Genomic DNA, 26,651 nt, shown 5'->3' with positions numbered 1-26,651 from the left:
GCCGGGTGGACGCCGCCGCCGGATCACCTGTCCACCCGGACGACGACGTGGTTGTCGCCGGGGGTCAGGTCCGGCCAGTAGCGGTGGTCGGCGCCGTAGTGGACCAGCCAGATTGACGGGCCCGCCTCAAGGCGCTCCGGCCCGAGGCGGAAGCGGAAGGTCCAGCTCCGGCGCTCCCCGGCCGGCACCCCCTCGGTCAGGCACGACGGCCACTCCGGCTGTTCGCGGGCCGGCTCGCACCGGTCCCAGTCGCCGCCGTCGGGCGTGCCGAAGGCCTCCAGGTGCCGGAAGGCGACGCGGTTCGCGTCGAGGGGTCCCCGGTTGGTCACGGTCACCGTCACCGTGCCCTGGAACCGGCCGTGCTCGTCCGCCGGTCCGAGGACGAACGGCCCGGCAGAGATCGCGAGGTCGGTGAGGCGGGAGTCCCGGCCGAAGGTGGTCGGACCGCCGGTCTGGGCGAACCGTTCGCCGTCCCAGCCGTACGTCCGCCACTGCTGGCGCGCCCAGTACGCCGGAATGCTGCAACAGGGCTGGATGTCGGCGACCTGGACGCGGACCTTCCCGTCGGCCACGGCGACGGCGCGGACGTCCTCGAAGCCGCCGTCACCCTCCTCGTGGGTCCGGGTCACCCGCCCCAGCGTGACGATCCGCCCGGCGGCGTCCCGGTCGAAGGCGACCACCTGCTTCGCCGACGCCTCGCCGATGCGGCAGCCGAGCAGGGCCAGCGTCTCGGTGGCGCCGTCGGCGTCGACGTCGCCGTGCGTGACGCTGATCAGGTACGGCCGGTCCACCTCCGGTGTGGTGGCCGGCAGCAGGGTGACCCGCGTGGTGTCGGCGCAGTTGCGGCCGGCCCAGGCCGGCAGGTCGGGTCGGGCGGCGCGCAGCTGCCGCTCGGTGATCCGGCCGTCCGGCGCGGCCGGTGACGACGGCGACGACGACGGCGACCGCGACGCGTCGGGTGAGGGCCGGGGCGACGGGGACCAGGTGGGGTCGGCCGTCGGCGTCGCCGCTGGCGGTGCCGGCGACGGGGCGTCCCGCAGCGCCGCGACGGCGGCGATCGGGGCCACCACCAGCGCGACGGCGACCGCCCCGGTCGCGACGGCGGCGCGGCGGCGACGCCGCAGCGTGCGCCGGGCCGCGTCCGGGCCCGGACCGTCGATCCGGTCCGTCAGGTCTCCGCGGTACGCGGCGAAGCGCGCCCGCAGCGGGTCCTGCTCAGGCATGACCGACTCCCTCCGGGTTCTCGTCGAGCAGGGTGGCCAGGACGGCTCGGCCCCGGTGCAGCCACGACTTGACCGTCCCCTCGGCCACCCCCTCCTGGACGGCGATCTGGGCGACGGACATGTCGGCGAGGTAGTGCAGGACCACGGCCCGCCGGTGTTTCTCGGGCAGCGCCGCGAGCGCCCTGTCGATGTCCACCCGGTCCGGCGTCGGGCCCGGCACCTGCGTCTCCACCCGCCGCTGCCGCAGCAGGTGGCCGCGGGCGGTACGCAGCCGACGCCACCGGCTGCGGGCGAGGTTCCAGGCCACCCGCCGGATCCAGGCCACCGGGTCGTCGTAGCGGGCCAGCCGGTCCCACCGGGCGAGCGCCCGGCAGAACGCCTCCTGCGCCAGGTCCTGGGCCTGGCCCAGGTCTCCGGTGTACGCGCAGAGCTGCGCGGTCACGCTGCGGAAGTGCGCGTGGTAGAAGTCGTCGAAGGTGATCGTCGCCGCGCCCTCGCCGGCCCGCGCGTCGACCGTCGGAGGTGGTTCGTTGGCGCGGGCCCCCATCGTCACTGTCACTGTCCCTCCCCGTTCGGGCCGCCGTGGGTGTCTGGCGGCGGTAACACTCCGCCGGGCTGCGGCCGGTTGCGGGCTGGCGCGGTCGTGGATCCGACGGCCGCCGACGGGTCGAGCGGGAAACGGCGCGCGGCCGTGGGGGTCGCCCACGGCCGCGCGCCTGCCTAGTCCACCGTCGTCAGCCGGCGGCGCTGACGGTGAACGCGGCGGTGTTGTCGGCCGGGTCGACGTCGACCAGTTCGTTGTTCCAGCCGAACATCGCGGACAGCCGCAACGAGCCCGCGCCCAGGTCGCCCGGGGTGACCTCGGCGGGCGCGCGGAGCAGCAGCGAGACCGAGCGCTCCTCACCCGGCATGAACCGCCCGCCCGGCACCGAGCAGGTGCCGGTGCAGACGTCCACCGGCTCGATGCCGGCGACGTGCACCCCGGCCGGCAGCGTCGGGTCCAGCGAGTACCCGTCGTGCGCGGCGTCGCCCGCGACCCGCACGGTCACCGGCAGCCGGCCCAGCCAGCTTCCGTCCCCCTGTCTGGCGAGGACGGCCGCCGGCCCGACCGTCAGCGACGCGTCGGTCCGCGTGTCCCAGACGTACGACCGTGGGTGGCGCAGCGAGCCGGAGGTGGAACGGAACAGGGTGTCGAACGCCCGGCTGTCGTTGGCCGGGTTCGCGTCCCCGGTCTCGACCGTCACCCGGCCGCCGGGGGTGGACATAGCGTGGGCCTGCGGAGTGGTCAGCACCTGGAATTCGATCGTGAACCGACGCCGCTCACCCGGTTGCAGGGCGTCACCCGGGACCGCGCAGTAGACGTTCCGCAGCGGCTGCTCGCGACCGTACGCGCAGGGTGCCGACGGGGTCATGCCCGTGTTGGAACCCGGCACCGGCTCGGTCACGGTCAGGTTGAGGTACGCCGGCTGCTCCCCTCGGTAGTCGACGGTCACCGGCAGGCTGCCGACGTACCCCCGGTCGGTCGGGTTGAGCACCAGCCGGCCGACGGACACCGACGTGTCGGCCGGAGCGGCGGCCTGCGCGGCGGGCGCCGCCATGCCGAGCAGGGCGAGCCCCGCGCCCAGGACGCCGGCAGCGAGCCGGCGGGCGATGGTACGTGCCATTGTGCGTGTCCTCCAGATCCCCGTGGTTCCGCCCGCAGCCTTCGCGCCGGCGGGCGGTGTCACGGGTAGGACACCCCTCATCGCCGGGAGCGGTTGCGACCGATGAACATGAACCGGTGTCGCTCACCCGACAGCGCTGCGCCCGGGACGGCGCGGACCGAGCGACCGGTCGGCGTCGACGGCGGCTGTGGTTGACTGGTGGCGGTGCTCGGGAAGGGGGCGGTCGTGCAGGTACCGGGAGTGCTCGGTGAGCCGATCCGGTTCGTGCTGAACTGGGGCCGCCGCTACTCGCTCTGGGTCTTCAACTTCGGCCTGGCCTGCTGCGCGATCGAGTTCATCGCCACCAGCATGGGCCGGCACGACTTCATGCGCCTCGGCGTGATCCCGTTCGCGCACGGGCCCCGGCAGGCCGACCTCATGGTCGTCTCCGGGACGGTCACCGACAAGATGGCCCCCGCGATCAAGCGGCTCTACGACCAGATGCCCGAGCCGAAGTACGTCATCTCGTTCGGCGCGTGCTCCAACTGCGGCGGCCCCTACTGGGATTCGTACTCGGTGACCAAGGGCGTCGACCAGCTCATCCCCGTCGACGTCTACGTGCCCGGCTGCCCGCCCCGGCCCGAGGCGCTGCTGCACGGCATCCTGCGCCTCCAGGAGAAGATCGCCGCCGAACAGTCCGGGATCGGCGGCGTGCCCCGGCCGGACGCGCTCGCCCCGCCGGTCGACGCCCCGCCCGCCGACGCCGGCTCGACCGGGGTGCTCCCACGCTCGGCGGAGTCGCTGACCGCCCCGCCGGTCCGCCCGCCCACCCCCTGAGCCGTACCGTCCGGTCGGACGAGGGCCCCGGCTGGCCGGCGGGGGCTAGCCTGCGCACCATGAACCACTCCGCCGACCAGCGTTCCGCCCACATCGTCGACGTGCTCACCGAGGAGTTCGGCGCGTCGATGGCTCTCGACCCGGCAGCCTTCCGGCGCAAGTTCCGCAAGATGGCCGCGTCCCCGTTCGCCTTCTACCGGGGCAGCGCCTCGCTCTTCTACGCCGACCAGGTCGGCGACTTCGCCGACGACCGGTTCCTCGACGACCGGACCAGCCGGGTGTGGATCCACGGCGACCTGCACGCGGAGAACTTCGGCACGTACATGAACGCGTCCGGGCAGCTCGTGTTCAACGTCAACGACTTCGACGAGGCGTACGTGGGGCCGTTCAGCTGGGACCTGAAGCGGCTGGCGGCCAGCGTGGCGCTGATCGGCTACGCCAAGGCGCTCTCCGATCGGGCGATCAGCGACCTGGTCACCGGCTTCGCGCGGTCGTACCTGACCGAGCTGCGCGCCATCGCCGAGGGGGGCGACGACGCGATCGGCTCGATCACCCTGGACAACGCCGACGGGGTGCTCCGCCGGGTGCTCCAGCAGGCGCGGCTCAACACCCGGGTCGACCTGCTCGCCACGCAGACCACCATCGACAACTACGAGCGCCGGTTCTCGCTGGGCGACGGCGTCTTCGAGATCGACGCCGAGACCCGGGAGCGGGTCTGCGCCGCGTTCGAGGACTACCTCGGCACGCTGCCCGCCTCCTCCGCCCAGCTCCGTCCCGTGGCCACCCAGATCAAGGACGTGGTGCTGCGCAAGGGGGTGGGTATCGGCTCGGCCGGGCTGCCGTCGTACAACCTGCTGCTGGAGGGGCACACCCAGGCGCTGGAGAACGACGTCGTCATCTACATGAAGCAGGCCCAGGTGCCGGCGGTGGCCCGGCACATCGCCGACGAGGCGGTCGCGGGCTACTTCCAGCACCAGGGGCACCGCACCGCCGAGTCGCAGCGGGCACTTCAGGCGCACGCCGACCCGTGGCTGGGCTTCACCGAGCTGGACGGGGCCGGGCAGCTCGTCGCCGAGGTGTCCCCGTACGCGGCCGACCTCGACTGGGCGGACGTGAACGAGCCGGAGGACCTGGCCGGCGTGCTGACCGACCTGGGCCGGGCGGTCGCCCGGATGCACTCGGTGGCCGACGACGAATCCAGTCACGACCTGGTCGACTACTCCACGGAGGAGGCGATCGTGGCGGCGGTGGACGCCGACGAGGCGGGCTTCGTGACGCACCTGGTCGACTTCGCCCACGCGTACGGCGTCCGCGCCCGGCAGGACCACCAGCTCTTCGTCGACCTGTTCCGCAACGGCCGGCTGCCAGGCCTCTGAGCGGCGTCAGGAACCGAACTCCAGCACCACCTTGATGTCGTCCGGCTCGGAGGTGTACGCCCCGGTGTACGCCTCCACCGGCACCCGGCGGGTGATCAGCGCGTCGAGCCACGACCGGTCGGCGCGGGCCAGCGCCGCGGCGGCGAGGTCCCAGTGCCGGCGGTTGGCGTTCACCGAGCCGAACACCACGTTGTTCTCCAGCACGAGCGCGCGGTTGAGCGCCCCAGCGTCGAGGTCGATGGTCCGCCCGCCGCTGGAGACGCCGGTCAGGCAGACGATGCCGGTCGGCGCGGCCTTGTACATCACGTCGAGGACGACGACCGGCGCCCCGGTGCACTCCAGCACCACGTCCGGCTCGAAGTCCAGCTCGCTGACGGGCACGGTGTGGTAGGTCGCCCCGAGCGCCCGGACCAGATCCGGCTTCGGCCCGGTGGTGTTGCGGTCCAGCACGTGCACGGCGAGCCCGCGCTGCGTGGCGAGCAGCGCGGCCAGCAGGCCGATCGGCCCGGCCCCGGTGACCAGTACGGTCTGCGGCTGCCACTCGGCGCGGGCACCGATGCGCTCGATGTGCTCCCACGCCTTCGCCACCACGCTGGTCGGCTCCAGCAGCATGCCGACCGAGGCGAGGGCCCGATCCAGCCCCACGGCGAACCGGGGTTGCAGCCGCCAGCGGTCCCGGGCGAAGCCGGGCAGGGCCTTGATGCCGTGCTCGGTGAACCGACCGTTGCGGCACATGTCCCACTCGCCGACCGCGCAGTTCGGGCAGGGCACCGGGTCGGGGTGCCGGACGACGCCCGCCACCAGGTCGCCGGGTTGCAGCGTTCCCGACGGGTCCTCCAGCACCCGGCCCAGCGACTCGTGCCCCAGCACAAGCCGGTCCGCGCCGGGCGGCGCCTCGCCGTAGTCGCCGGCGATGATCTCGTGGTCGGTGCCGCAGATCCCCACCGCCAGTGCCTCGACCAGGATCGCGCCCTCCTCGGGCGGCGGCTCCGGATGATCGTCGACCAGCCGCAGCGAGTCGGCGACACCCGGGTTGACAGTCACAGCGCGCACGCCCTCATCCTTCCCCGCCCCCCGCCCGCCCGCCGCCAAAGCCCGACATCCACCCCGCATCCCGCACTCCCGCGCCCCGCACTTCGCGCCCGCACCCCGCACCCGCGCCCGCCCCCGCGCCCCGCGCCCCGCATCCCGCACGTCCGCGCCCTGCGCCCGCACCTCCGCGCCCCGCGCCCGCCCGGACCCCGCTCGATCATGCAGTTGTGGTGGGGGATGAAGGTCGCTTTCCCTGCCGAACCGGGCACCACAACTGCATGATCGTCTCGGCGGAGGGGCGGCGGAGGGGCGGCGGAGGGGCTGAGGAGGGGCGGGGGATCGGGGGCGGGGTGGGCGTGGGGCGTGGGGCGTTCGGTTGGGTGGGGGGTGCGGGGGAGGACCTAGGATCAGCGGCATGACTCCGGAAGAGGTCGGCCAGCGGATGGTGGCGCTGCTCGCGCCCGCCGAGGTGACCCCGTCGGTCTCCGGCGGCCAGGCGCACGCCCGCGCCACCGTCGACGTACCGCCGGCGAACTGGCCGGACGCGCTCCGCGCGGCCCGCGACGACGCCGAGCTGGCCTGCGACTACTTCGACTGGCTCTCCGCCGTCGACGAACTCGCCGGCGGCTTCGACGTGGTGGCGCACCTCTGGTCCACCACCCGCCGGCACGGGATCCTGCTGCGGACCCGGGTGCCCCGGGACGCCCCGGCGGTCGCCTCGGTCGTCGACGTCTACCCGGGTGCCGCATGGCACGAGCGGGAGACGCACGAGATGTTCGGCATCGACTTTCCCGGCCATACCGGGCTGGCGCCGCTGCTGCTGCCGCCCGAGTTCGAGGGGCATCCGCTGCGCAAGGAGTTCGTGCTCGCCTCCCGGGTGGCGAAGCCCTGGCCGGGCGCGAAGGAACCGGGCGAGTCCGAGGCCGGCGGCGGGCGTCGCCCGATCCGCCCGCCGGGCGTGCCCGCGCCGGGGGAGTGGGGAACGACACCGACACCTGCCGGCGCGGGCGGGGTCGGCGAGGGGCCGCGCGGCGGCACCCCGGCCCGCCCGGCCCGGGAGCGGCCCGCCCGACCGGCCCCGGGGGCCCGTCCACCCCGTACCGCCCGGCCCGCCGCCACCGCCGACGGCCCGGCACCTGCCGACGGCCCGGCACCCGCCGACCCGGCGGTCACCCGTCCCGCCGACCCGGCGGGCGACGCCGGTCCGCCGCCCGCCGCACCTGCCGACGGCCCGGCACCCGCCGGCCCGGCGGTCACCGGTCCCGCCGACCCGGGGGCCGACGCCGGACCGCCGCCCGGCGCGCCCGGCGGCCGGACCGCCCGCTCCGGCCCAACGGCGGATCGGCCCGCGCCCGAGGGCCCGGCAGCGTCGGAGCGTTCCGGCGACGACGGAGGTACGCCCTGATGCCACTGTGGTTGGAGCTGGTCATCCGGGTGGGGGGCGTGCTCGTCGCCTTCCTCACCCTGCCGTTGCTGGTCGGGCAGGCCGAGCACAAGGTGATGGCGCACATGCAGGGCCGGCTCGGCCCGATGTACGCGGGCGGCTTCCACGGCTGGGCCCAGCTGGTCGCCGACGGCGTGAAGTTCGTGCAGAAGGAGGACGTCACGCCCCGGGAGGCGGACCGGGCGGTCTTCCGGCTCGCCCCGGCGGTCGCCCTCGTGCCCTACCTGCTGGTCCTGCTGGTGATCCCGCTCGGCCCGGACGACCTGGTCGGGCAGCCGCTGGACATCGGCCTGTTCTTCGTGCTGGCCGTGGTGGGCGTGGGCGTCGTGGCGGTGCTGATGTCGGCGTGGGCGTCGGCAAACAAGTACAGCCTCCTCGGCGGCCTGCGCGGCGCGGCCCAGCTGCTCGGCTACGAGCTGCCGCTGGTGCTGGCCGCCGCGTCGGTGGCCATGGCGGCCGGCACGCTCAGCCTCTCCGGCATCGTCGAGGCGTGGCAGCCGTGGTGGCTGCTCTGGCAGGCCCCCGCCATGGTCGTCTTCTTCCTCGCCGGGCTCGCCGAGATCCGCCGCCCGCCGTTCGACATGCCGGTCGCCGACTCGGAGCTGGTCTTCGGCTACATGACGGAGTACACGGGCCTGCGGTTCGCGTTCTTCCTGCTCGCCGAGTACGTCGGCATCGTGGTGATCGCCGCCCTCACCACCGTGCTCTTCCTCGGGGGTTGGCAGGGCCCGTTCGCCGACGCGCAGCTCGGCTGGCTGTGGACCCTGCTGAAGGTCTTCGCCGTCTCGTTCCTGATCATCTGGATCCGGGTGTCCTACCCCCGCCTGCGTGAGGACCAGCTCCAGCGCCTCTGCTGGCTCGTCCTGGTCCCCGTCTCCCTGGGCCAACTGGTCCTCACCGCCGCCGTCCGCGTCGCGCTGTGAGGTGCGCCGTCCGCGTCGCGCTGTGAGGCGTGCCGTCCGCGTCGCGCTGTAGGGCGCGTCGCGCGGTGGGGCGCGCCGTCAGGGCAGCGGGGTGTGGGCGGGGTCGACGCGCTCGGCGGGCGGGGGCGGCGGGGGCGGGGTGCCGTCGCCGAAGGGACGGCCGCCGAGGGCCTCGCGGCCGTGCGGGGTCAGCCAGTTCGCCAGGTCGGGGCCGAGCGGCACCACCCCGGTCGGGTTGATGTCGCGGTGTACCTCGTAGTAGTGCCGCTTGATGTGGTCGAAGTCGACCGTGTCGCCGAAGCCCGGCGTCTGGAACAGGTCCCGGGCGTACGCCCAGAGCACCGGCATCTCGGTCAGCTTGCTCCGGTTGCACTTGAAGTGCCCGTGGTAGACCGGGTCGAAGCGGACCAGCGTGGTGAACAGCCGCACGTCCGCCTCGGTGATGGTGTCCCCCACCAGGTAGCGCTGCCCGGCCAGCCGCTCGCCCAGCCAGTCCAGCCGGTCGAACAGCCGGTGGTACGCCTTCTCGTACGCCGCTTGGTCGCCGGCGAAGCCGCACCGGTAGACGCCGTTGTTGACGTCCCGGAAGAGCAGCGTGCTCACCTCGTCGATCTCGTCGCGCAGCCGCTCCGGGTAGAGGTCGGGCGCCCCCTCGCGGTGGTACGCCGTCCACTCGGTGGACAGGTCGAGGCTCATCGGCCCGAAGTCGTTGGTGACCACCTGCCCGGTGGGCACGTCCACGATCGCCGGCACGGTGATGCCCCGCTCGTAGCCGGGGAACCGGGCGAAGTACGCCTCGGCCAGCCGCTCGATGCCGAGCACCGGGTCGCGCCCGCCCGGATCGAGGTCGAACGTCCAGCTCCGCTTGTCGTGGGTCGGGCCGGCCACCGCCAGCGAGATCGCGTCCTCCAACCCGAGCAGCCGCCGGACGATGATCAACCGGTTCGCCCAGGGGCAGGCGCGACTGACCGCCAGCCGGTACCGGCCGGGCTCCACGGGCCAGCCGTCGCGGGCGTCGGCGGTGATCCGGGTGGCGATGTAGCGCTGGTCCCGGGTGAACTCGCCGCCCGGCTCGACGTACCGGCCGCCGGCCCGCATCAGCACCTCGTCCGCGTTGGTCGCCGCGCCGCCCTCGGTCGTCCCGCCCATGCCCGCCCCCTCCGCCGTCGTCCGTCGCTCGTCCCATCATGGCGGCTACACCGCTCCCGGGCGCGCCGAGTGCCGACCTCCGCGCGGTGTGCTGGCCTCCGCTGCCGGGCGCGCCGAGTCCGAAGGCGGCGGGTCGAGGCCGGAGGTGGCGCGCCGGGACCGGTCGGTCGGCCCCGGTGGCCGGTTAGGCTGCCGCGATGACCGATGTGGAGGCGGCGGCCCGACGCTTCATCGCCGACGTGTGGAACGGCGCGCGGGAGGAGTCGGCGTACGAACTGGTGTCGCCGGAGTGCCCGGGGCTGGGCGGCGAGGGGCCGGAGGCGACGCTGGCGTGGCACCGGGAGCGCCGGGCGGCCTTCCCCGACCTGCGCTACAAGCTCGTGGACGTGGTGGCCGCCGGGGACCGGGTGGCGGTGCACTGGCGGGCGGCGGGCACCCAGGCCGGGCCGTTCGGGCCGGTGCCGCCGACCGGGCAGGTGGTCAGCTACTCGGGGGCGAGCTTCCTGCGCTTCGACGACGCGGGCCGGATCATCGACGTGTGGAGCTGCAACGAGCTGTTCCAGCTCCTCCAGCAGCTCGGCGTCGAGATGCTGCCGCCGGCGGCGGGTGGGATCAGCGGGACCGGGGCGTGATCCTGGCGAGCGGGATGTCGATCTCCCACGGCTCCGGGACGAGGATCCCGTCGGTCATCCGGGCCTGCTCGACGTAGACGCGCTTCGCCGGGTCGAGCTTGTGGGCGTGCACCACGATCCCGGCCTCGGTCTCGATTCGCCAGAAGTAGGGGATGTCGGCCTCGGCGTAGAGCGCGGGCTTGAGCACCCGGTCGATGCTCCGCGACCCCTCGGAGACGATCTCGACCACCAGCATCACCTCGTGGGGCCGGTAGTGCGACGCGTTGCGCGAGGCCGAGTCCAGCTCCGTGACCAGCACGTCGGGGATGAACGCCCGGGTGCGGGAGAGCCGCACCTCGACGCCCTGCGTGACGTCGAGGTCGGGCGGGCAGGTCTCCTGAAGAGCCGCACCGAGCATCAGTGCGATCGACTGGTGGAGTCGCGTGGGGGAGAGCGACATGATGAGGTTTCCGTCCAGGAGTTCGTGGCGGCGGCCGTCGTCGGGCAGGCGGTCGAGGTCGCCGGCCGTCCACTCGCCCGGCGGCGGAAACTCGTCGTGCAGCGCGGCGGTCATGGCGAGCCCTTTCCGATGCGTCGTTCTCCCCGCCTCACCGTACCGCCGGCAGACCTCGGGGGGTGGTCGCGCGCGCCGCGGCCACAGGGCAGGATGGTCGGCATGACCGACCGCAGCGAGCGCAGCGAGCCGGGCGGCGCCGGCGGAGACCGTGGCCTGCCCGGCGCGGGCCTGGTGAAGGGGCTCGCGGTCACGTTGAAGACGATGACCCGCCGCTCGACCACCCAGCAGTACCCGGACGTCGCCCCCGAGCTGCCGCCCCGCTCGCGCGGGGTGATCGCGCTGCTGGAGGAGAACTGCACGGTCTGCATGCTGTGCGCCCGGGAGTGTCCGGACTGGTGCATCTACATCGACTCGCACAAGGAGGAGGTGGCGGTGCCCGGCGCCGCCCGCCCCCGCCAGCGCAACGTGCTCGACAAGTTCGACATCGACTTCTCGCTCTGCATGTACTGCGGCATCTGCGTGGAGGTCTGCCCCTTCGACGCCCTCTACTGGTCGCCGGAGTTCGAATACTCCGAGTACGACATCAAGGACCTGCTGCACGACAAGGACCACCTCGGGCAGTGGATGGCCACCGTGCCGCCGCCGCCCGCGCACGACCCGAACGGTGAGCCGGCGAAGGAGGAGACCGCCGCCGCGCGCAAGGCCGCGGTCCCCGCCGCGCCCGCCGCCCGTCCCGCCGCCCCGGCCGTACGCCCCGAGCCCGAGGCCGGCGCATGACCGGTGCGGACGTGCTGCTGCTCGCCCTCGGCGCGCTGGCGGTCGGTTCGGGGGTGCTGGTGGTGGCGACCCGGCACCTGGTGCGCGCCGGCCTCTACCTGGTGCTCTGCCTCGGTGCGCTGGCCGGCATGTACCTGGTGCTCACCGCCGAGCTGGTGGCCTGGGTGCAGGTGCTGATCTACGTCGGCGCGGTGGTCGTGCTGCTGCTCTTCGCGGTGATGCTCACCCGCGCCCCGATCGGCGCCTCCGACGACCTGGACCGGCCGGGCTGGGCGGCGGCGCTGATCGGCGGCGGCACCGGGCTCGGGCTGGCCGCCCTGCTGGTCGACGCGTACCGCTGGACGGCCGTGGAGCTGCCCGACGCGGGCACCGCGGAACGCCTGGGCGACCAGATCTTCCGTAGCTGGGTGCTGCCCTTCGAGGTGCTCTCGGTGCTGCTGCTGTCCGCCCTGGTCGGCGCCATCGTGATCTCCCGACCCGACATCGGCCGGCCGAGGGCCGGGGACCCACCCGCCGACCGGCCCGCCGCGGACAGGTCCCGCGCCGACCGGTCGGGCACGGCCGTCGCAGGCGCGGAGCCGCACGACGACGGCGGGCGGTCGCGGTGAGACCCGTCATCCCGTACGTCACCGCCGCGCTGCTGTTCGGCCTCGGCGTCTACGGCGTGCTGCGCCGGCGCAACGCGGTGCTGGTGCTGATGGCCGTCGAGCTGATGCTGAACGCGGTCAACCTGATCCTGGTCACCGCCGACACCACCGTGCGCACGCAACTGCCGCACGGCGGGCAGGTCTTCGCGCTCTTCGTGATCGTGCTGGCCGCCGCCGAGATCGGGGTGGGCCTGGCGATCGTGCTCCAGCTCTACCGGCTGCGGGCCACCGTCGCCGTCGACGAGGTGCCGCTGACCGAGCCTCTGCCCGGCGCGCCTCTGGCCGGGCCGGTCACGGTCGGCGCCACTGCCGGGGCCGACCCGGGCGCCGCTGCCGGGACGGATGCCCGGCCCGGGTCCGCCGAGCGCCCGGAGGGGGAGCGGTGAGCACGACCACCCTGCTCGGCGCGCTGCTGCCGGCCGTACCGCTGGTGGCGGGACTGCTCGGCCTGCTGCTGCCGCCGGCGCCGCGCGACGCGGGGACGGCCGGGGGCCCGGCCCGGCGGGCGGCGATCGCGCTCGGCGTGGCCGGGGCGGCCGGTGCGCTGGCGCTCGCCGTCGCCCTGCTGGTCACCCTCGACCGGCCCGCCGAGGCGTCCACCACCTGGGTGGACCTGGGCGGGTTGACCGTGAGCCTCGGGGTGCGGCTGGACTCCGCCGCCGCGCTGGTCGCCGTCGCGGTCGCCGCGGTGGCCCTGGCCGTGCAGGTCTACTCGGTCGGCTACCTGCGCCGGGGCCCGCACGACGACGTCGACACCGACCACCGCTACCCGCCGTACGCGGCGCAGATCAGCCTCTTCACCGCCGCCATGCTGCTGGTGGTGGTCGCCGGGGACCTGATCCTGCTGCTGGTCGGCTGGGAGGTGATGGGCATCTGCTCCTACCTGCTCATCGCCCACGACCGCCGGCTGCCCGAGGCGCCGGCCGCCGCCATGAAGGCGTTCCTGGTGACCCGGGTCGGCGACGTCGGCTTCCTGCTCGGCATCGCGCTGCTCGGCGTCTCGGCCGGCAGCTTCCGGATCGCCGACGTGCTCGCCCACGACCACGCCACCGGTACGCTGACCGCCGCCTGCCTGCTGCTGCTCGCCGGGGTGGCCGGCAAGAGCGCCCAGTTCCCGCTGCACACCTGGCTGCCGGACGCGATGGCCGGTCCGACGCCGATCTCGGCGCTGATCCACGCCGCAACCATGGTCGCCGCCGGCGTGTACGCCGTCACCCGGCTCTACCCGCTGTTCGAGGTGACGCCGACCGCGCTGGCCGTGCTCGGCGTCATGGCCTCGGTCACCCTGCTGCTCGGCGCGTTCGCCGCCACCGCCCAGGACGACCTCAAGCGCGTGCTGGCCTGGTCGACGGTCTCGCAGATCGGCTACATGACGGGCGCGCTGGCGGTCGGCTCCACTCCGGCCGCCCTGTTCCATCTGCTCACCCACGCCGCGTTCAAGGCGCTGCTGTTCCTCGCCGCCGGCGCGGTGATCCACGCCGTCGGCACCACGCTGATGTCCCGCATGGGCGGGCTGCGCCGCAGCATGCCGGTCACCTTCTGGTGCACGGTGATCGGGCTCGGGGCGCTGGCCGGGGTGCCGCCGCTGTCGGGCTTCTGGAGCAAGGACGGCGTGCTCACCGTCGCCCAGGACGCCGCCCTGCACGGCACCGGTCCGGCCCCGGCCTGGGTCGGCTGGCTGGTCTGGCTGGCCGGGCTGGTCGGCGTCGCGGTCACCGCCTGGTACGCCACCCGACTGCTGCTGCGCACCTTCTTCGGCGAGACGCGGATGCCGCTGGCGCACCCGCACGACCCGCCCGCGGTGATGCGCTGGCCGGTGCTGCTGCTCGCCGTGCCGGCCGCCCTGCTCGGCCTCGCCGGCTTCGACTGGGCATTCGCCCGCCGGCTGCTGCTCACGCCCACCGCCAGCGCGCCGGAGCATCTGCTGATCCACGTCGGCCCGGAGTTGCTGCTGCCGCTGGCGCTGCTGGTCGTCGGGGCGGGGCTGGCCTGGCTGCGCTGGCGGCGGGACCCGGCCGCCGACCCGGCGACCGCGCTGGGTCCGCTGCGGCCGGTCTTCGCCGCCGCGTTCCGGCTCGACGACGTCCAGCGTGCCCTGGTCGTACGCCCGGCGAAGGCGCTGGCCCGCGCCACGCGTACCGCCGACGAGGTGGTGGTGGACGGCGCGGTCGAGGGCAGCGGCCGGGCCGCGCTCGGCCTCGGCGGCGGCCTGGCGTCGCTGCACCGCGCGGCGCTGCCGCGCGCGGCGGCCGGCGTGCTCGCCGGGGCGCTGCTGATCGGCCTGGCGGCCGTCGTGATCGGAGTGGCCGCATGAGGTTGGGGGAGTTCCTGCTGGTGGCGGTGCTGGCGCTGCCGGCGCTCGGTGCGCTCGCGGTGGCGGCGACGCCCCGGGACCGGGCGGCCCGGGCGGTCGGCACGGTCGTCGCCGCGCTGACCCTGGTGGCCGCCGCGCTGCTCTTCCTCGGCGACCGCGGCTGGACCAGCTACGCGGCCGACACCCCCGCCGTGCGCCCCTGGCACCGGATCGACCTGCCCTGGGTGCCCGGCCTCGACCTGCGCTTCCACCTCGGCGTGGACGGCATCTCCTGGCCGCTGGTCGTGCTGACCGCCCTGCTCACCCTGCTCTGCTGCGCCTACACCCTGTGGAAGGTGCCCGACGGCGGCAGCGGGCGGGCCCTGGTGGCCCTGCTGCTGGTCGTCGAGGTCGGCATCCTCGGCACCTTCCTCGCCCTCGACCTCGTGCTCTTCTTCGTCTTCTTCGAGGTCGTCCTGCTCCCCATGTACGCGATCATCGCCGGCTGGGGCGGCGCGGACCGGCGGCGGGCGGCCCGCAAGTTCGCCCTCTACACGCTGTTCGGCTCGGTGCTGCTGCTGGTCGGCGTGTTCGTGGTGGTGGCCGCCGCCGGGACGGCTGACGTGGTGGCGCTCACGGGCGGCACGGGCCTGTCCCGGGGCACCCAGCTCGCGGCGTTCACGCTGCTGGCGCTGGCCTTCGCGGTGAAGAGCCCGCTCTGGCCGCTGCACTCCTGGCTGCCCGACGCGCACACGCAGGCGCCCACCGTCGGCAGCGTCGTCCTCGCCGGGGTGCTGCTCAAGATGGGCACGTACGGGCTGGTCCGGATCGCGGTCGGGGTGGCCCCCGAGGGCGCCCGCTGGGCCGCCCCGGTGCTCGGCGTGCTGGCGGTCGCGGCGATCCTCGTCGGGTCGCTGGTCTGCCTGGCGCAGCGGGAGCTGAAGCGGCTGATCGCGTACTCCAGCGTCGGGCACATGGGCTTCGTGCTGCTCGGGGTCGCCACGCTCACCACCACCGGCATCCAGGCGGCCCTGATCGGCAACGTCGCGCACGGGGTGATCACCGGCCTGCTCTTCTTCCTCGCCGGCGCGGTCAAGGACCGTACGCACACCGGGTCGCTGGACGAGCTGTCCGGGCTGCGGGAGACCGCCCCCCGGCTCGCCGGGCTGCTCGGCTTCGCCGCCGTCGCCTCGCTCGGCCTGCCCGGGCTGGCCGGCTTCTGGGGCGAGGCGTTCGCCGTGGTCGCCGCCGTCGAGGTCGGCGGGACGCTCTGGACCACCCTGGGCGTGCTGGCGGCGATCGGCGGGGCGCTCACCGCCGCGTACCTGCTGCGGCTGTTGCGGCGGGTGACGCACGGGCGGCCCAGCCCGGCGGTCGGGCGGCTGACCCCCGGCCTGGCCGGCGCGGAACTGCTCGCGTGGGCGCCGCTGGTGCTGCTCGCCCTCGCGGTCGGCCTGGCCCCGACCCTGGTGCTCGGCGTCGCCGAGGCCCCCGTCGACGCCCTCGTGGAGGTGCTGCGGTGAGCGATCCGGGTCGGCGGTACGGACGTGACGGGATATCGGCATGAGCGAGCGGAGCGAGCGAATCATCGGGCTTTGTGCGCTGATGTCTCATGACGGCACGCAGCGGAGCGGAGTGCCGGCATGAGCGTGGTGCAGAGCGTCGACAACGTGGCGCTGCTCCCGGCCTACCTGGCCGCCGGCACGGCCGTGCTGGTGCTGCTCGCCGACCTGCTGGTCGCCCGCGCCCGGGTCACGCTGGCCACGGCCGCCGTCGGCGCGGCGGCCACGGCGCTCGGCGCGGCCCTGGTCGGCGCCGGGAGCGAGCGGCGGACGTTCTGCGTGGGCCCCGACTGCTCGTACGTCTTCGGCGGCCGGGCCGCCCTGGTCGCCGTCGTCGTCGCCCTGCTGACCCTCGGCGTGCTCGCGCTGTCCGGCCCGCTGCTGCGGGCGGGGCAGTCGCCGGCGGGGGAGTACTGCTTCCTGCTCGCCTGCTCGATGACGGGCGGCGTGGTGCTCGGCGCGGCCGGCGACCTGATCACCCTGATCGTGGCGCTGGAGACGCTCACCCTCCCGCTCTACGTCCTCGTGGGGCTGCGCCGGGACAGCCTGGCCAGCGCCGAGGCGGCCGTCACCTTCTTCGTGGTCAGCGTGGTCGCCACCACGCTGACGCTGCTCGGGGCGGCGCTGCTCTACGCGGCCACCGGCGGGCTGCACCTTGGCCGGATCGGCGCGATCCTCGCCGACCGCACGGACCTGCTCGACCTGCCCCTGACCACCGCCGCCGTGGCGCTGGTGGTGCTGGGGCTGGCGTTCAAGGTGGCGGCGGTGCCGTTCCACGCATGGGCGCCGGCCGCCTACGACGGCGCGCCGCTGCCGGTGGCGGCGTACCTGTCCACCGCCTCCAAGCTGGGCGGCGTGGTGGCGCTGCTCGCCGTGGTGCAGCACGCGCTGCCCGCCGACGTGACCGGTCCGGTGCTCGCCCTGCTCGCGGTGCTGACGATGACCGTCGGCAACCTGGTGGCGCTGCGCCAGCGGCGTACGGTCCGGCTGCTCGCCTGGTCCTCGGTCGCCCAGGCCGGCTACATCCTCGCCCCGCTCGGCGCGCTGGCGCTGACCGCCGGGCGCACCGCCGACGCCCGCACCGCCGCGTACGCGGCCGCCGTGGCGTACGCCGTCTTCTTCGTGCTGCTGGAACTGGCGGCCTTCGCGGCCGTGGTGGCGTTGCGCCCGGCGGGCGCGGACGGCGGCACGGTCGACGACCTGCGCGGGGCGGCCCGGCGCCACCCGTGGCGGGCGGCGGCGCTCGGGCTGGCGCTGATCGGGCTCGCCGGCCTGCCGCCGGGCCTGGCCGGTCTCTTCGCGAAGGTGACCGTGGTCCGTTCGCTGCTGGACGGCGGCGCGGGCTGGCTGGCCGTGGTGGTGGCCGTGAACGCGGTGATCGGCCTGGCCTACTACCTGCGTCTCACCGCCGCCCTGTGGGCCGCGCCGGCCGAGGGCTCGGCCATTGCGGTGGGCGCCGCCGCTGACGGCATCTCGACCGTGGCCCACGTGGCCCCCGTGCGGGCCCGGACGGTCGGCGTGGTGCTGGCCGTGGCGACGGCGGCGGCGCTGGTGCTCGGCTTCGCCCCGCAGCTCGTGCTCGACGTCGCCGCCCGCTGACGCGGCGGTTCGCGTCGGACGGTCTTCCCGTCTTCGGGGGCTTCAGTCCCGACGGGCACTTCGGACATCTCAGGCAACTCACAGCCATGAGACGGATGGTTGGCGGGTACCGGGTTGTTGAACCGGTCAGCGGATCCCGAGCGATCCGTGCTGCACCGAAGGAGTGATCGTGCACCACAACCGTCTGAAGACCGCCGCGCTGCTCGGCCTGCTCACCTCGCTGATCCTGGCGGTGGGCTACTGGTTCGGCGGCAGTGGCGGCCTGGTCATCGCCGTCGTCGTCTCGTTGCTCATGAACGGCGTCACCTACTTCTACTCCGACAAGCTCGCGCTGCGCTCGATGCGGGCGCAACCGGTCAGCGAGGCACAGTTCCCCGAGCTGTACCGGATGGTCCGTGAACTGGCCACCGAGGCCGGGCAGCCGATGCCGCGCCTCTACGTGAGCCCGACGTCGCAGCCCAACGCGTTCGCCACCGGGCGGAACCCGCAGCACGCGGCCGTCTGCGTCACCCAGGGGATCACCGAGATCCTCGACTACCGGGAGCTGCGGGGCGTGATCGGGCACGAGCTGTCGCACGTATACAACCGGGACATCCTCATCTCCAGCGTGGCGGCAGGTCTGGCCGGCATCATCACCATGCTGGCGAACATCGCCTGGTTCATCCCGCTGGGCGGGGGCGACGACGAGGACTCCCCGAACCCGGCCGTGCTGCTGCTCACCATCATCCTGGGGCCGATCGCGGCCACCGTCATCCAGCTGGCGATCAGCCGCAGCCGGGAGTTCCAGGCGGACGCCTCCGGGGCCAGGCTCACGAAGGACCCGCTGGCCCTGGCCAGCGCCCTACGGAAGATCCACATGGGTGCCCAGCGTCGGCCGCTGCCGGCCCAGGGGCAGCTCACCAGCACCGCTCACCTGATGATCGCCAACCCGTTCAAGGGCGGCGGCGTGGCGGCGCTCTTCTCCACCCACCCCAAGATGGAGGAGCGGGTCACCCGGCTGGAGCGGATGGCCGCGAACAGCGGCCCCGTGCAGTTCCAGCGCTGAGGCGCTGATCACCTTTCCGCCCGTGTCCGGTCAGCCGGACACGGGCGGAACGCCGTGTGAGCGCGTTAACCGTTCCTTCCACGCCTCCGGCGGCGTTAGGGTCGAAAGGTTCCCCGCTCGTTACATCCCCTGGAGGTCGACCGTGGCCGCACTGCGCCAGTACCTGGGCGTCTGGCGGATCCCCGGAGCGCCGATGCTGCTGCTCACCGGCATCGTCGGCAGGCTCGGGATCGGCATGACGCCGCTGGCGCTGCTGCTGGTCGTCGAGCAGGTCACCGGCCGCTACTCGCTGGCGGCCGTCGCCGGGGGCATCTACGCCCTCTCCGGCGCCGCGCTCAGCCCCGTGGCCGGCCGGATCGCCGATCGGATCGGTCCCACCCCGGTGCTCGTCGGCACCGCGATCGCCCACCCGTTCGCCCTGCTCGGCCTGCTCTGGTCCGCCCGCTCCGACGCCGGCAGCCTGACGCTGGTCTTCGTGGCCTCCGGAATCGCCGGCGCCACCTACCCGCCGCTGACCGCAGCGATCCGGGGCGCCTGGAACGAGCTGACCTCGCCGTCGTCCGGCCGGTGGCACCTCCGCAACACCGCCCTCGCCGCCGAGACCACGCTCTTCGAGATCGTCTTCGTGCTCGGTCCGCTGCTGGTCGCCGGCTTCATCCTGTTCGCCGACGCCGGTGCCGCCCTGGTCGGCTCAGCCGTGGTGACCCTGGTCGGCACCATGGCGGTGGCCCTCGGCCGGGTCATGCGCGGCTGGCAGCCGCACCCGCGCGAGCACCAGACCAGAGGGCTCGGCCCGCTGCGCGTGCCCGGCTTCCCGGCACTGCTGCTCTGCGTCGCCAGCCTGGGCATCGCCTTCGGCGCGGCCGGCGTGACCGTGCCGGCGTTCGCCACCGCCTACACGTCCGACGACCCCGACAGCCTCGCCGGGGTGCTGCTGGCCGTCTGGGGCGTCGGCAGCGCAGTGGGCGGTTTCTGGTTCGGCGTCCGCAAGCCGGCCCGGAACATGACCCGGCAGTTCTCGCTGCTGCTCGGCGGCGTGGCCGCCAGCTTCGCCGTCTTCGCGGTGATGCCCACGCCGGTGGCGCTGGGCACCGCCCTGGTGATCGGGGGCGCCATGATCGCGCCCGCGCTCACCCTGGAGAACACCCTGGTCGGCCGGATCTCCCCGACCAGCATGCTGAACGAGGCGTACACCTGGGTGGTGACCATGTCGGTGGGGGCCAGCGCCGCCGGCGGCGCGGGGGCTGGCCTGATCGTCGACCACGGCGGCGGCGTGCCCTGGGCGTTCGTCTTCGCCGGGGCCGCGGTCGCCGTCGGGGCCGGGGTCGCGGCCCTGCCCGCCGGGCCCATCTCCCGCGCGGAGACCACGGCGGTACGCACCGAGGAGCTGCTGCCGGCCTGACGCCTACGGGTTCTGACCCGGTCGGCCCCACCGCGGCGGGGCCGACCGGTCATCGTCAGCGGTAGTTGGTGAACTGGAGGGCGACGCCGAAGTCCTCGCCCTTGAGCAGCGCGATGACGGCCTGGAGGTCGTCCCTCTTCTTGCCGGTGACGCGGAGCTGGTCGCCCTGGATCTGGGCCTGGACGCCCTTCGGGCCCTCGTCGCGGATCTTCTTGCTGATCGCCTTGGCCTTGTCCGAGTCGATGCCCTGGATCACCTTGCAGTCGATCTTGAAGATCTTGCCGGACGAGCGCGGGTCACCGGCGTCCAGCGACTTCAGCGAGATGTTCCGCTTGATCACCTTCTCCTTGAAGACCTCCAGTGCCGCCCGCACCCGCTCCTCGGTCTCCGCCTGGAGGCTGATCGCCTCCTCGCCCGACCAGGAGATCTCGGCGCCGGTGCCCCGGAAGTCGAACCGCGTCGCGAGCTCCTTCTCCGCCTGACGGAGAGCGTTGTCGACCTCCTGGCGGTCGACCTTGCTCACGATGTCGAACGACGGGTTCGCTGCCATGCTCATGCTCCTGCTGTCCGGCGGTCTGTGGTCCTTCGTCCCCCGCTGACCAGCGGTACGACCCCCTGACGGTACCCGGTTGCGCCGATGCCGGGGTGAGCCGCTATCCTTGCTTCCGCTGCCGCGTTACGACGCGGTGGGGTGCCCTGGCGGGTTGCCCGAGCGGCCAATGGGAGCGGACTGTAAATCCGTCGCGAAAGCTACAGAGGTTCGAATCCTCTACCCGCCACCAGGAGCACCAACGGCCCCCGACCAGCAGGAATGCTGATCGGGGGCCGTTGTCGTCCGGCTGAATCCAGCCCGTTGCGACTCGTTGTAGGCAGATCGCGGGCAGGTCGATCATGGCGCTGAGGGCGTACGTGACCGGTCGGGCGGTCCTGGCGACGCGTCGTCGTTCGCCGCGATCACCGACTGGCTGCACGATCTGGACGAGCAGTCGCGCAGCCGGCTCGGCTTCCGGCTATCCACGAGAAGTGGGTGGCGGGGGAGCTTCCGTGTCTACATGCGGGCTTGGCGGCGGCCCGCGATTGTGCCGGCTGCAAGCGTGATCACCATGACCGCCGTGAGGATAAGGATCGTGGTGATGGAGATGTCCAGTTCCCACCCTGCTTGTTTGAAATAGAGCTGGTAGGTGGCTTGCGCCAAGGCTGGCGCCAGGAGGAGCACCGAGGCGACGATGGGCATCCGTGCATCGATGGGCGCGGCGATGACGGCCAGTGCGGCGAACGCGTACAGGGACATAAGCGGTGCGTCCGACCAGCCGTTGATCGGGCTCGGCGTCAAAGCGACGACTGCCAGTGCCCCGAGGACGGGCCAGGCCCATGGTTTGGTCACGGGCGTTCGGGGTGCGCGGAGCAGTGGCAGCAAGGCCAGCGAAGCCAGCAGCACTGGCCAAAACCTGGGAACAATCGCACCCTGGAGGCTAGCAACCGACCAAAGCGATTGGGTAAACCAATTTGCCGACCAGAGTTGCGCGGCCACGGTCAATATTGTCGCAGCGAATGCCAGTCGGTAGCTGCCCCACGCCGTAGCGAAAAGCGCGATGGCCAGCACCGTCGGAATGACGATGAGCATGAACCACCACGTGTCGGGTTTGTATGGGCCATCCGACAGCGTCGTCACCAAGAATGAGATCGGACCCCCGGCCCAGAGCGTCATGCCGTACACGAGCAGGGACAGCGCGGACAGTCGCAGCGCGGAGTATCCCAGCGCTGATCGCGAGCCGAGACGGTCGACACCGGTGCGGGCGCGTAGCCCTCCGACCACGAGCGCCGCCGCTTCTCGAAGGTGCGGCCGCTGCCGCTCGTCGTCAGCCGTGGCGAGCAGGGTTTCGAGCATCTCGTCGGCGCGATACTGCTGGTAGGCGCGGGGGTAGGCCCGCAGTAGCCAACGGTAGCGGCGCTCCAGTTCAGTCATGCCGGCACCACCCAAGCCGCAGACGTCGAGCGGACGGAACGGTCACGAACGACGCTGGCCGCCGCAGCCATCCGCTCTGCTTCCGCACGCAGTGCGGACATACCTAGCTGGGTGAGCTCGTAGGTGCGGCGGGCGCGGCCGTTGACCACCGCTTCCTCGGCCACCCGCACCATCTCTTCACGGGTGAGCCGGTCCAGAGCGGCGTAGAGGGTGCCCGTCGTGAGGCGCACCCGCCCGTCGGACAACTCCTGCGCCCGCTTGACGATCGCGTAGCCGTGCAAGGGTTCGTCCTGCAACGCGGCCAAGATGAAGTAGGTGGGTTCGCGCATCGCCGCGAAGGAACCAGTCATGTCATCAACATAAGCAGATGATCGACGTATGAGTCAAGGCTCGATGAGCGCGACGGCGGCTACGGAGTAGTTGACGTTCGTCGCTCGAAGCTGGGCGCGAGTCCTGTGGGTGCACCCGAAAGTCGGGACCAGCACGCACTGCGGGCCGTGGTGGGGCACCACCTCACACACGGCCGTGATCATGAACGACAAGATCGGCGACGCCCCCGGATGGGCGCGGGACAAGTGCAGACTGAGGCGATGACTAGTGAAGTGGGTTCGCCACTGGCAGTGACGGGCAGGCTCGTACTGCGAGAGGTTCACTCGTCCGACATGGCTGTCATTGAACGGATGTGGCGTGACCCGGTGATGCGGCGATACCTCGGTGGTCCGGTGTCTGATGTGGAATTGGCCGAGCGTCGGAGGTATGACCAGGCGGGCGGACTGATGGTGGCGACGCACTCCGGGGAGGCCGTCGGTAGGTGCCACCTGGGCCGGTACCGCACAGGTGATCTTGAGTTGTCGTACGTCTTCCTACCGGAGTGGTGGGGGAGGGGGTACGCCCGGGAGGCATGCGCGGCGGCCATCGGGTTGGCCTTCGACCGGTTCGCGGACGCCGCCCGGCTGATCGCTGTCACTCAGGAGGCGAACACCCGATCGGTCCGCCTCTTGGAAGCCCTTGGCATGGTCCGGGTCGACGCGTTCGAGGAGTTCGCCGCGCGTCAGGTGATGTACGCGATCGACCGCCCGTGGCAGCGCGGATGAGAGCGCAACAGTGAACCTTGATTGTCCCGGCGGTGTTCAGGTGACGGATTCGAAGACCCTCGGTAGACGAAGGGCGTGGCGAGAGGTACTTCCCCCGGTCTTTGCGGGAGTCGCCTTGGGGATGGGGGCGTTCGCTGCCGACCTCGTGCCGGAAGCTGTGGGCAGGGTCCTCGTGCCAGCCTTCAGCTCGGGATTCGCCTGGGGCGTGGTGGCCCTCGCCGTGACCTACTACGCCCCGACTTTGAGATCAGCTCTGGTCGCTGGGGTCGGCACACTCGCCGTGGCGACTCTGACCTACTACGGCCTCGTTGCCTCGCTGAGTCGGCAGTGGCTCAGCGGTTCGACGCCACCACCGGACGGGCTCGGCTCCATCATGCGCGCGTCGGCCTTCTGGCTGGTTGGTTCGTCGTTTGGCGGATTGGTGCTTGGCTACCTCGCACACGTCTTAAGGACGGGCACTACCCGCAACGCCGGCATTGCTCTCGGCGTAGCGCTCGGGCTGCTTGCCGGGGAGGCGGCCTACACCGTCCTCTTCATCGCGTTCGTCTGGGTCGGTCCCATGGATTCCTTCGTCTGGACGAGGCTGGGGACGGCAGCGGTGCAACTTCTCCTTACGGCAGCAGCCGCGCTCGTTGCGTTACGGCTCCGTCGGCCACCGATCTCACTGCGGGTCTTCTTGATGGCCGCCGCGGTGGCGACGGTAGCGAGCATCGCGAGTTGGCATCTCATCGAGTCGGTTCGGATGACGCTGTAGCCACGAGCGGCGTCCTGGGGGCAAGGTTCCATCCGTGGGCACTTGGTGAGCGGCCCTCCCCCGGACGGGCGATTGGAAGGCAGGAACGGCAGCTCAGTGAATATTGCCCGAGCCAGGATCACGGACACCCCTGTAAATGCGTCGCGAAAGCTACAGAGGTTCGAATCCGCTACCCGCCCAAGCAGAATCACGGGCGGCCCCAGGGAACCGCGAAACGCACTCCGGGGCCGTTCTCGTTCAGACCGGCGGAGTCCAACTTGATCAGTCTCTCCGCAGGGACCGCGGGAACAGGTGATCTTGGGAGAGGGCTGCGATAGACGCTCTCTCGCCCGCAACCACTGGCCGATGCTGTCCGTGGAGTTGTGCCCACCCGAGCAATCGCGCCCACCCTCTGAATCGAGGGCGGGCGCGGATTCGCAGCGGTCAGCAGCAGTTTGCCTGGGCTCCGGCGGTGACCGTTTCCTTGTCGGTGGCGGGGGTGCAGCACGCGCTCTCGCTGACCTTGTCCAGTTGGTCGGAGTCGGCCTTGACGGTGTAGACCTCCCAGGGCTCGTTGCCGGGGCCGCGTACCCAGACCTTGTCCTGGAGGGCGTAGCAGCATTCGGTGCTGTTCTCCTCCAGAGTGATCAGGCCGGAGTCGGTGAGGCGCCTGGTGGCGGCGTTGACCTCGTCGGTGCTGAACACCTCGACGCCCAGGTGGTCCATCACGGTGGGCTGGCCGGCCTCGCCCTCCAGGAGCACGAGCTTCAGCGGCGGGTTTTCGATGGCGAAGTTGGCGTAGCCGGGGCGACGTTTGGCCGGCTCGGTGTCGAACAGCTTCGAGTAGAAGGCGATGGAGCCTTCGAGGTCGGATACACGCAGGGCGAGCTGGACGCGGGACATGGTTCCCCTCCTGACGGATTCAGCGGATGTGGTGGCTGGTGAGAGCGGTGGTGCGGGCGCGCTCGTAACGGGCGTCGGCGTGGCAGTCCGCGGTGCAGACCTGCCCGCACGACTCGCAGAGCGTCACGTCTCGAACGCGGGTGTTGCGACGACGGGTGAACAGCTTGAGCATCACTTCGCCCTTGCCTAGATGTTCTTCGAAGCAGGACCTACGTTGCACCCTGTTTCGAGATCTGTCAACCTAGAGGCATGTCGAAACAAGCGCTTCCGGTGGTGGACCTCAAAGCCGTGGCCTGCTGCTCCCCGATCGCGGTCCGTCCGCTGGAGGCCGAGCAGGCGGCGGTGGTCGCGCCGATGTTCAAGGCGCTGGGCGACCCGATCCGGCTGCGGCTGATGTCGATGATCGCCTCCGTGCCGGAGATCTGCGTCTGCGACCTGACCCCGGCGTTCGACCTGTCCGGGCCGACCATCTCCCACCACCTCAAGGTGCTGCGCGAGGCCGGCCTGGTCGACTCCGACCGTCGCGGCACCTGGGTGTGGTACCGGGCCCGCCCGGAAGCATTTCGGCAGCTCGGCGCGCTGCTGGACCTCCCCGCCGGGTCCGCGCAGGCCACCGCGTGACCCTCACCCTGGCCCGCCGGGCATCGGCTGAGTTCACCGGTACGGCCCTGCTGGTCGCCGCCGTCGTCGGCTCCGGGATCGCCGCCTCCCGGCTCTCTCCCGACGACGTCGGGCTCCAGCTCCTGGAGAACGCGATCGCCACCGCCCTCGCCCTGGGCGCGCTGATCCTCATGTTCGGGCCGGTGTCCGGGGCGCACTTCAACCCGGTCGTCTCCGCCGTCGACTGGTGGCTCGGCCGCCGCGCCGGCACCGGCCTGACCGCCCGCGACCTCGCCGCCTATACCACCGCCCAGACCGGCGGAGCCATCACCGGGGCGGTGCTGGCTGGCCTGATGTTCGACCTGCCGGCCGTGGCCTGGTCGCGTACCGAGCGGACCGGCGGGAACCTGTGGCTGGCCGAGGTGGTCGCCACCGCCGGTCTCGTCGTCCTGGTCTTCGCCCTCGCCCACACCGGCCGCACCTCCGCTGCCCCTGCCGCCGTCGGCGCCTACATCGGCGCGGCCTACTGGTTCACCTCGTCGACCTCGTTCGCCAACCCCGCCGTCACCATCGGTCGCGCGTTCACCGACACCTTCGCCGGCATCGCCCCGGCGTCGGTGCCCGGCTTCGTCGCCGCCCAGTTCGTCGGCGGCCTGGTCGCCGTCGCGGCCCTCGCCGCCTGGTATCCCCACGCCGCAGACTCCGCCGACGCCGTCGTCGTGCCGCACCTCGCCCGGGAGAACCGATGACCGCCTTCGCCAGCGCCACCGGCATCACCATCGCCGCCATGGGCGATCAGCACGCCGACGCCGTGCTGGACATCTACCGGCTCGGCATCGCCACCGGCAACGCCACCTTCGAGACCGAGCCGCCCACCTGGGAGCAGTTCACCGCCAGTCGGCTACCTGGTCACCGCTGGGTGGCCATCGACCCCACCGGCCGGGTCCTCGGCTGGGTCGCCTGCTCCGCCGTCTCCGACCGGTGCGTCTACGCCGGGGTCGTCGAGCACTCCGTCTACGTCCATCCCGACGCCCGCGGCCAGGGAATCGGCCGCCTCCTGCTCGACGCCCTGATCGCCTCCACCGAGCAGGCCGGCATCTGGACCATCCAATCCGGCGTCTTTCCCGAGAACTCCGCCAGCCTCGCCCTGCATGCCGCCTGCGGCTTCCGCACCGTCGGCACCCGCGAACGCGTCGGCCGTCACCACGGAACCTGGCGCGACGTCACCCTCATCGAGCGCCGCAGCCCGAACGTCATCTGATGGGAAGGACATCA

27 protein-coding genes, 1 tRNA gene and 2 pseudogenes are annotated in these 26,651 nt (G+C 72.7%); 19 read left to right on the top strand and 11 right to left on the bottom strand.

Annotated elements, in window-relative coordinates; translation table 11 throughout:
- Window positions 1-23 precede the first annotated feature (23 nt).
- From OG989_RS03300 to OG989_RS03290, 3 genes are all read right to left on the bottom strand, one after another.
- Window positions 24-1,223: a hypothetical protein gene (locus tag OG989_RS03300; protein ID WP_327029625.1), complete on the bottom strand. Its 1,200-nt coding sequence runs from the start codon at window positions 1,221-1,223 to the stop codon at window positions 24-26.
- Window positions 1,216-1,782: a SigE family RNA polymerase sigma factor gene (locus OG989_RS03295; protein WP_225852526.1), complete on the bottom strand. Its 567-nt coding sequence runs from the start codon at window positions 1,780-1,782 to the stop codon at window positions 1,216-1,218. Before OG989_RS03295 ends, OG989_RS03300 begins: the two co-directional genes overlap by 8 nt.
- Window positions 1,783-1,957: 175 nt before the next feature.
- The gene (locus OG989_RS03290) at window positions 1,958-2,887 is read right to left on the bottom strand and encodes a hypothetical protein (RefSeq protein WP_151457476.1); all 930 of its coding nucleotides are present in this window, start codon (window positions 2,885-2,887) and stop codon (window positions 1,958-1,960) included.
- A 225-nt stretch (window positions 2,888-3,112) separates the two neighbouring features.
- On the opposite strand from OG989_RS03290, the gene OG989_RS03285 reads away from it, so the two are divergent.
- Together OG989_RS03285 and OG989_RS03280 are read left to right on the top strand one after the other, a co-directional pair.
- On the top strand, window positions 3,113-3,703 hold the full coding sequence (locus OG989_RS03285; RefSeq protein WP_132231313.1) for an NADH-quinone oxidoreductase subunit B: 591 nt from the start codon (window positions 3,113-3,115) through the stop codon (window positions 3,701-3,703).
- 59 nt (window positions 3,704-3,762) lie between these two features.
- Entirely contained in the window at window positions 3,763-5,079 is a 1,317-nt protein-coding gene (locus OG989_RS03280; RefSeq protein ID WP_151457764.1) for a DUF2252 domain-containing protein, read from the top strand.
- A 6-nt stretch (window positions 5,080-5,085) separates the two neighbouring features.
- Here OG989_RS03280 and OG989_RS03275 read toward each other — a convergent pair whose 3' ends face one another.
- Complete coding sequence (locus OG989_RS03275) at window positions 5,086-6,132, bottom strand: glucose 1-dehydrogenase (protein WP_151457763.1); 1,047 nt, start codon at window positions 6,130-6,132, stop codon at window positions 5,086-5,088.
- 394 nt (window positions 6,133-6,526) lie between these two features.
- On the opposite strand from OG989_RS03275, the pseudogene OG989_RS03270 reads away from it, so the two are divergent.
- Together OG989_RS03270 and OG989_RS03265 are read left to right on the top strand one after the other, a co-directional pair.
- A pseudogene (locus tag OG989_RS03270) lies at window positions 6,527-7,123 on the top strand (NADH-quinone oxidoreductase subunit C); the annotation flags it as partial.
- A 392-nt stretch (window positions 7,124-7,515) separates the two neighbouring features.
- A complete protein-coding gene (locus OG989_RS03265) occupies window positions 7,516-8,478 on the top strand; it encodes a complex I subunit 1/NuoH family protein (protein ID WP_088998320.1) in 963 nt (320 codons plus the stop codon).
- Window positions 8,479-8,556: 78 nt separating this feature from the next.
- On the opposite strand, the gene OG989_RS03260 is transcribed toward OG989_RS03265, so the two are convergent.
- Window positions 8,557-9,627: a glutathione S-transferase family protein gene (locus OG989_RS03260; protein ID WP_327029624.1), complete on the bottom strand. Its 1,071-nt coding sequence runs from the start codon at window positions 9,625-9,627 to the stop codon at window positions 8,557-8,559.
- A 197-nt stretch (window positions 9,628-9,824) separates the two neighbouring features.
- Here OG989_RS03260 and OG989_RS03255 point away from each other — a divergent pair, with 197 nt between their 5' ends.
- Window positions 9,825-10,259 carry an ester cyclase gene (locus tag OG989_RS03255; RefSeq protein WP_327029623.1) on the top strand — a complete coding sequence of 145 codons (435 nt, stop codon included), beginning with the start codon at window positions 9,825-9,827 and terminating at the stop codon, window positions 10,257-10,259.
- Here OG989_RS03255 and OG989_RS03250 read toward each other — a convergent pair.
- A complete protein-coding gene (locus OG989_RS03250) occupies window positions 10,240-10,812 on the bottom strand; it encodes a Uma2 family endonuclease (protein ID WP_151457805.1) in 573 nt (190 codons plus the stop codon). The genes OG989_RS03255 and OG989_RS03250 overlap by 20 nt on opposite strands.
- A gap of 93 nt (window positions 10,813-10,905) precedes the next feature.
- Here OG989_RS03250 and OG989_RS03245 point away from each other — a divergent pair, with 93 nt between their 5' ends.
- The 8 genes from OG989_RS03245 (at window position 10,906) to OG989_RS03210 (ending at window position 20,080) form a co-directional block, all read left to right on the top strand.
- Window positions 10,906-11,532 carry a NuoI/complex I 23 kDa subunit family protein gene (locus OG989_RS03245; RefSeq protein WP_327029622.1) on the top strand — a complete coding sequence of 209 codons (627 nt, stop codon included), beginning with the start codon at window positions 10,906-10,908 and terminating at the stop codon, window positions 11,530-11,532.
- Window positions 11,529-12,140 (top strand): NADH-quinone oxidoreductase subunit J family protein, encoded by a 612-nt coding sequence (locus tag OG989_RS03240; protein WP_327029621.1) that lies wholly within the window; start codon window positions 11,529-11,531, stop codon window positions 12,138-12,140. The genes OG989_RS03245 and OG989_RS03240 overlap by 4 nt, the downstream gene beginning before the upstream one ends.
- Window positions 12,137-12,565 carry an NADH-quinone oxidoreductase subunit NuoK gene (nuoK, locus tag OG989_RS03235; protein WP_327029620.1) on the top strand — a complete coding sequence of 143 codons (429 nt, stop codon included), beginning with the start codon at window positions 12,137-12,139 and terminating at the stop codon, window positions 12,563-12,565. The genes OG989_RS03240 and nuoK overlap by 4 nt, the downstream gene beginning before the upstream one ends.
- Window positions 12,562-14,493, top strand: coding sequence for an NADH-quinone oxidoreductase subunit 5 family protein (locus OG989_RS03230; protein WP_327029619.1), 1,932 nt, complete (start codon window positions 12,562-12,564; stop codon window positions 14,491-14,493). The genes nuoK and OG989_RS03230 overlap by 4 nt, the downstream gene beginning before the upstream one ends.
- Window positions 14,490-15,995, top strand: a complete 1,506-nt coding sequence (locus OG989_RS03225) for a complex I subunit 4 family protein (protein ID WP_327029618.1) — start codon at window positions 14,490-14,492, stop codon at window positions 15,993-15,995. Before OG989_RS03230 ends, OG989_RS03225 begins: the two co-directional genes overlap by 4 nt.
- Before the next feature lie 120 nt (window positions 15,996-16,115).
- Window positions 16,116-17,633, top strand: coding sequence for an NADH-quinone oxidoreductase subunit N (locus OG989_RS03220; RefSeq protein ID WP_327029617.1), 1,518 nt, complete (start codon window positions 16,116-16,118; stop codon window positions 17,631-17,633).
- A gap of 169 nt (window positions 17,634-17,802) precedes the next feature.
- On the top strand, window positions 17,803-18,678 hold the full coding sequence (htpX, locus tag OG989_RS03215; protein WP_151453805.1) for a zinc metalloprotease HtpX: 876 nt from the start codon (window positions 17,803-17,805) through the stop codon (window positions 18,676-18,678).
- A 142-nt stretch (window positions 18,679-18,820) separates the two neighbouring features.
- Entirely contained in the window at window positions 18,821-20,080 is a 1,260-nt protein-coding gene (locus OG989_RS03210; RefSeq protein ID WP_327029616.1) for an MFS transporter, read from the top strand.
- A 55-nt stretch (window positions 20,081-20,135) separates the two neighbouring features.
- Here the strand turns inward: OG989_RS03210 and OG989_RS03205 are convergent, their stop codons facing one another.
- A complete protein-coding gene (locus OG989_RS03205; RefSeq protein ID WP_089003198.1) occupies window positions 20,136-20,630 on the bottom strand; it encodes a YajQ family cyclic di-GMP-binding protein in 495 nt (164 codons plus the stop codon).
- Between the two features lie 148 nt (window positions 20,631-20,778).
- Between OG989_RS03205 and OG989_RS03200 the strand changes: the two genes are divergently transcribed.
- Window positions 20,779-20,862 (top strand) — tRNA-Tyr (locus tag OG989_RS03200).
- Window positions 20,863-21,128: 266 nt separating this feature from the next.
- Here OG989_RS03200 and OG989_RS03195 read toward each other — a convergent pair.
- Window positions 21,129-22,046, bottom strand: a complete 918-nt coding sequence (locus OG989_RS03195; RefSeq protein ID WP_327029615.1) for a hypothetical protein — start codon at window positions 22,044-22,046, stop codon at window positions 21,129-21,131.
- Window positions 22,043-22,396 (bottom strand): PadR family transcriptional regulator, encoded by a 354-nt coding sequence (locus OG989_RS03190; RefSeq protein ID WP_327029614.1) that lies wholly within the window; start codon window positions 22,394-22,396, stop codon window positions 22,043-22,045. The genes OG989_RS03195 and OG989_RS03190 overlap by 4 nt, the downstream gene beginning before the upstream one ends.
- A 210-nt stretch (window positions 22,397-22,606) precedes the next feature.
- Between OG989_RS03190 and OG989_RS03185 the strand changes: the two genes are divergently transcribed.
- Both OG989_RS03185 and OG989_RS03180 read left to right on the top strand, forming a co-directional pair.
- Window positions 22,607-23,140: a GNAT family N-acetyltransferase gene (locus OG989_RS03185; RefSeq protein ID WP_327029613.1), complete on the top strand. Its 534-nt coding sequence runs from the start codon at window positions 22,607-22,609 to the stop codon at window positions 23,138-23,140.
- Window positions 23,141-23,180: 40 nt separating this feature from the next.
- Window positions 23,181-23,894 carry a DUF6518 family protein gene (locus OG989_RS03180; protein WP_327029612.1) on the top strand — a complete coding sequence of 238 codons (714 nt, stop codon included), beginning with the start codon at window positions 23,181-23,183 and terminating at the stop codon, window positions 23,892-23,894.
- 423 nt (window positions 23,895-24,317) lie between these two features.
- Here OG989_RS03180 and OG989_RS03175 read toward each other — a convergent pair whose 3' ends face one another.
- Window positions 24,318-24,776, bottom strand: coding sequence for an ArsI/CadI family heavy metal resistance metalloenzyme (locus tag OG989_RS03175; RefSeq protein WP_327029611.1), 459 nt, complete (start codon window positions 24,774-24,776; stop codon window positions 24,318-24,320).
- A gap of 19 nt (window positions 24,777-24,795) precedes the next feature.
- Window positions 24,796-24,948, bottom strand: coding sequence for a hypothetical protein (locus OG989_RS03170; protein ID WP_327029610.1), 153 nt, complete (start codon window positions 24,946-24,948; stop codon window positions 24,796-24,798).
- A 77-nt stretch (window positions 24,949-25,025) separates the two neighbouring features.
- Here OG989_RS03170 and OG989_RS03165 point away from each other — a divergent pair, with 77 nt between their 5' ends.
- The 3 genes and pseudogenes from OG989_RS03165 (at window position 25,026) to OG989_RS03155 (ending at window position 26,637) form a co-directional block, all read left to right on the top strand.
- Window positions 25,026-25,397, top strand: coding sequence for an ArsR/SmtB family transcription factor (locus tag OG989_RS03165; protein ID WP_327029609.1), 372 nt, complete (start codon window positions 25,026-25,028; stop codon window positions 25,395-25,397).
- Window positions 25,394-26,101 (top strand): annotated as a pseudogene (locus OG989_RS03160) (aquaporin); the annotation flags it as partial. The gene OG989_RS03165 and the pseudogene OG989_RS03160, both read left to right, overlap by 4 nt.
- Before the next feature lie 20 nt (window positions 26,102-26,121).
- Window positions 26,122-26,637 carry a GNAT family N-acetyltransferase gene (locus tag OG989_RS03155; RefSeq protein ID WP_442791906.1) on the top strand — a complete coding sequence of 172 codons (516 nt, stop codon included), beginning with the start codon at window positions 26,122-26,124 and terminating at the stop codon, window positions 26,635-26,637.
- The last annotated feature ends 14 nt before the right edge of the window (window positions 26,638-26,651 follow it).

Source organism: Micromonospora sp. NBC_01740 (genome assembly GCF_035920365.1).
GTDB lineage: Bacteria > Actinomycetota > Actinomycetes > Mycobacteriales > Micromonosporaceae > Micromonospora > Micromonospora reichwaldensis.
Note: the sequence above shows the minus strand (reverse complement) of the source record. Positions and strands in the feature narration are given on the sequence as shown.